The 4167-nt window shown below is 68.9% G+C and carries 4 protein-coding genes and 1 pseudogene; 2 read left to right on the top strand and 3 right to left on the bottom strand.

Translation table 11 applies throughout. The features are described 5' to 3' along the window. The first annotated feature begins 127 nt into the window (after positions 1-127). Positions 128-322, top strand: coding sequence for a hypothetical protein (locus x551_RS19160; RefSeq protein WP_011828040.1), 195 nt, complete (start codon positions 128-130; stop codon positions 320-322). Positions 323-337: 15 nt separating this feature from the next. Here x551_RS19160 and x551_RS19155 read toward each other — a convergent pair whose 3' ends face one another. Continuing rightward, positions 338-2203, bottom strand: coding sequence for an ABC transporter ATP-binding protein/permease (locus tag x551_RS19155; protein WP_036250270.1), 1866 nt, complete (start codon positions 2201-2203; stop codon positions 338-340). A gap of 132 nt (positions 2204-2335) precedes the next feature. On the opposite strand from x551_RS19155, the gene x551_RS19150 reads away from it, so the two are divergent. Continuing rightward, positions 2336-2680 carry an acyl-CoA thioesterase gene (locus x551_RS19150; protein ID WP_231497616.1) on the top strand — a complete coding sequence of 115 codons (345 nt, stop codon included), beginning with the start codon at positions 2336-2338 and terminating at the stop codon, positions 2678-2680. 10 nt (positions 2681-2690) lie between these two features. Here the strand turns inward: x551_RS19150 and x551_RS19145 are convergent, their stop codons facing one another. Together x551_RS19145 and msrP are read right to left on the bottom strand one after the other, a co-directional pair. Continuing rightward, entirely contained in the window at positions 2691-3344 is a 654-nt protein-coding gene (locus x551_RS19145) for a protein-methionine-sulfoxide reductase heme-binding subunit MsrQ (protein ID WP_011828037.1), read from the bottom strand. 4 nt (positions 3345-3348) lie between these two features. Further along, positions 3349-4167 (bottom strand): annotated as a pseudogene (msrP, locus tag x551_RS24660) (protein-methionine-sulfoxide reductase catalytic subunit MsrP); the annotation flags it as partial.

The raw sequence follows: 4167 nt of genomic DNA, 5'->3' as shown, positions 1-4167 counted from the left end.
CCCCGCTGGTGGCGGCGCTCCATGCCGCCGCCGAGGCCGGCGGCGAGACGCCGGGCGCGCTGCTGGCGCGGCTGCTGCAGGCCGGGCTGCCCGGTTACCATGCAGGCACTGACACCCAGGAGGCTGATTGGCCACCCCGAACTACTCCTACGAGAAGCGCCAGCGCGAGCTGGCGAAGAAGCGCAAGAAGGAAGAGAAGCTCAAGCGCAAGTCCACCGGCTCGGGTGCCGGTGAAGGCGGCGAGCCCGAGGCCGGCGAAGCGGCGGACGACACGCCACCGGTCGACGGCACCCCGCCCGCGGGTGGCTCCAGCGCGGGCTGAACGGCCCCCCGCGGCTCAGGACGCGGCGACGTCGGCCGCCGCCTCGGCGCCGCCTTGCTGCTGCAGCGCCCACATCTGTGCATAGCGCCCTTCTCGGGCCAGCAGCTCCGCATGCGTGCCGCGCTCGACGATGCGGCCCGCCTCCATCACCAGGATCTGATCGGCGTCGACCACGGTCGACAGCCGGTGCGCGATGACCAGTGCGGTCTTGTTGCGCGCCGCGGTCTGCAGCTCGGCCTGGATCGCCCGCTCGTTGGCCGAGTCGAGCGCCGAGGTGGCCTCGTCGAAGATCACGATCGGCGGATTCTTCAGCAGCGTGCGCGCGATCGCCACGCGCTGCTTCTCGCCGCCGCTCAGCTTCAGGCCACGCTCGCCGACCATCGTGCCGTAGCCTTTCGGGGTCGATGCGATGAAACCGTGGATGCGAGCCGCCTGGGCCGCCGCCTCGATCTCGGCCTGGGTCGCCCCGGGTCGGCCGTAGGCGATGTTGTAGGCCACGGTGTCGTTGAACAGCACGGTGTCCTGCGGCACGATGCCGATGGCCCGGCGCAGGCTGGCCTGGGTGAGCTGGCGGATGTCGTGGCCGGCGATCGTGATGCGGCCCTCGCTCACGTCGTAGAAGCGGTACAGCAGCCGCGCCAGCGTGCTCTTGCCCGCACCCGACGGCCCGACCACCGCGATCGTGTGGCCGGCCGGGATCTCGAAGCTCAGGCCGTGCAGGATGGGCCGCCCCGCTTCGTAGGCGAATCCGACGTTCTCGAAGCGCACGACCGGCGGCGCCTCGGCGCGCAGGACCTGAGCGTCGGGTGCGTCGCGCACCTCGCGCTCGCGCTCCAGCAGGTCGAACATCTTGTCGAGGTCGGTCAGCGCCTGCTTGATCTCGCGGTAGATCACGCCCAGGAAATTGAGCGGGATGTAGAGCTGGATCATGAAGGCGTTGATCATCACCAGGTCGCCCAGCGTCATGCGTCCGGACACCACGCCCTCCGTGGCGCGCCACAGCATCGCGATCAGCGCGATGGCGATCAGCAGCTGCTGGCCGGTGTTGAGCAGCGACAGCGTCGACTGCGACTTGAGCTTCGCCCGGCGCAGCCGATCGAGGCTCTCGTCGTAGCGCTTCGCCTCGAAGTCCTCGTTGTTGAAGTACTTGACGGTTTCGTAGTTCAGCAGCGAGTCGATCGCCTTGGAATGCGAGCTCGAGTCCAGCTCGTTCATCGTCTTGCGGAACTTCGTGCGCCACTCGGTCACGAGCACCGTGAACCCGATGTAGACCACCAGCGCGGCCAGCGTGATCCACGCGAACATCGCGTCGAACTTGACCGCCAGCAGCCCGAGCACGAGGCTGACCTCGACCAGCGTGGGCAGGATGCTGTAGAGGGAATACGAGATCAGCGACTGCACGCCACGCGTGCCTCGCTCGATGTCGCGCGTCATGCCGCCGGTCTGGCGCTCGAGGTGGAAACGCAGGCTCAGCGCGTGCAGGTGCTGGAACACCTGCAGCGAGATGCTGCGCGAGGCGCCCTCGGTCGCCTTGGCGAACACCAGCTCGCGCAGCTCGGTGAACAGCGAGGTCGACAGCCGCAGCGCGCCGTAGGCCAGCAGCAGTCCCGCCGGCACCACCAGCGCGGCACGCGGATCGCCCAGCGGGATGGACAGCGCATCCACCAACTGCTTCAGCAGCAACGGGACGCCGACGTTGGCGACCTTGGCCGTGATCAGGCAGGCCAGCGCCGCGATCACGCGGAACTTGTAGACCCACAGGTAGGGCAGCAGCCGGGCGAGCGTCGCCCAGTCGGAGCGCGCCGCAGCGGCCGGGCCCGCAGCAGGTGCAGCCGGGCCGGCAGCGGCCGGCGGCGGACTCAGGGTTTCAGCGCGACGCATCAATCACAATCTCCACAAGACCCGCCCTCAGCCGCCGAGCCCACGATGAACGACAGCCCGCACCACCAGCCCAACCTGCTGGGCGCCAACCTCACCCAGGTCGATCCTGACCTCGTGCTCGTGCTGCGGGTCATGCCGATGCCGGCCGACGCCAACCCCAACGGCGACATCTTCGGCGGCTGGATCATGGCCCAGGTCGACCTGGCGGGCGCGGTGCTGCCGGCCCGCGTGGCGCGTGGCCGCATTGTCACAGTGGCGGTCAACCAGTTCGTTTTCAAGCAGCCGGTGTCGGTCGGTGACCTGCTCAGCTTCTACGCCCGCGTCGAGCGCATCGGCCGCACGTCCGTCACGGTGCACGTCGTGGTCTACGCCGAACGCAACCCGGCGGACCCGGTGGTGGTCAAGGTGACCGAGGCCAACCTGACCTACGTGGCGATCAACATGGACGGCAGCCCGCGCGAGATCCCGCGCAGCTGAGCCTCCGCCGTCAACCTGCGGCGACCGGCCGGCGCCGCAGGTGCGCGACCAGGCGCCAGCCCAGCAGCACCGCGAGGATGGCCGCGTAGACCGCGACCTCGGCATAGTTGTGCTTGGCCGAGCGCATCCAGAAGAAGTGCAGGATCGCTAGCAGCGCCACGGCGTAGACAAGCCGGTGCAGCGCCTGCCAGCGTTTCGCGCCCAGCGCCCGGATTGCGCGGTTGAACGAGGTGGCCGCCAGCGGCGCCATCAGTAGCAGGGCGGCGAAGCCGACCAGCGCGAACGGCCGCTTCGGGATGTCGCGCGTGATCTCGGCGAGATCGAAGCCCATGTCCAGCCAAGCGTAGCAGAGGAAGTGCAGCACGCCGTAGAAGAAGGTGAACAGGCCCAGCATACGCCGAAAGCGCAGCAAAGCCGGCTGGCCGGTCCATTGCCGCAGCGGCGTGACGGCCAGCGTGAGGCAGAGGAAGCGCAGCGTCCAGTCGCCGGTGGCGCGGATCAGCGCCTCGGCCGGGTTGGCGCCCAGCGTGTTGGCCAGGGCGCCGTAGAGCAGCCAGGCGAGCGGCAGCAGGCTCGCCACGAACAGCAGTGGCTTGGCGGCTGGCCGCAGCAGCACCGATGCGTTGCGGCGCGCACCCCGGGGCGCCGGCAGCGTGGCGCTCATCGTCAAAGTTCTTGGCGAGATCGAGGCCCGCGTAGAGCTGACCGACCTGCGCATCGTAGCCGTTGAACATCTGCGTCGGGCGCTTCTTCTGGAAGATGCCGTCCTCACCGATACGGCGCTCGGTGGCCTGGCTCCAGCGCGGGTGGTCGACCTTGGGGTTCACGTTCGAGTAGAAGCCGTACTCGTGCGAGGCCGCCTTGAACCAGGCGGTCTTCGGCTGCTGCTCGACGAAGCGGATCTTGACGAGGGACTTGGCGCTCTTGAACCCGTACTTCCACGGCACGACCAGCCGCACCGGCGCGCCGTTCTGGTTGGGCAGCACCTCGCCGTACATGCCGAAGGCCAGCAGGGTCAGCGGGTGCAGGGCCTCATCGAGGCGCAGGCCTTCGACGTAGGGCCACTCGAGCACGCGCGAGCCGACGAAGGGCATCTGCTTCGGGTCGGCCAGGGTCACGAACTCGATGAACTTCGCGTTGCCGGTCGGCTCGACGCGCTTGATCAGTTCCGCCAGCGAGTAGCCGACCCAGGGAATCACCATCGACCAGCCCTCGACGCAGCGCAGTCGGTAGATGCGCTCCTCCATCGGGGCGAGCTTGAGCAGGTCCTCGATGCCGAGGGTCTGCGGCTTCTTCACCTCGCCCTCGATCGCCACCGTCCAGGGCCGCGTCTGCAGCTTGCCGGCATTGCGCGCCGGGTCTTCCTTGCCGGTGCCGAACTCGTAGAAGTTGTTGTAGCTGGTGGCGTCCGCGTAGGCAGTCGGCTTCTCGACTGTCGAGGCGCCGGCTACGCCGCTGCGCGCGCCGGGCAGGGCCGCGAGCTTGCC

Source organism: Methylibium sp. T29 (assembly GCF_000576205.1).
Classification (GTDB): domain Bacteria; phylum Pseudomonadota; class Gammaproteobacteria; order Burkholderiales; family Burkholderiaceae_C; genus Methylibium; species Methylibium petroleiphilum.
This window is presented reverse-complemented; position numbering and strand designations above follow the sequence as displayed.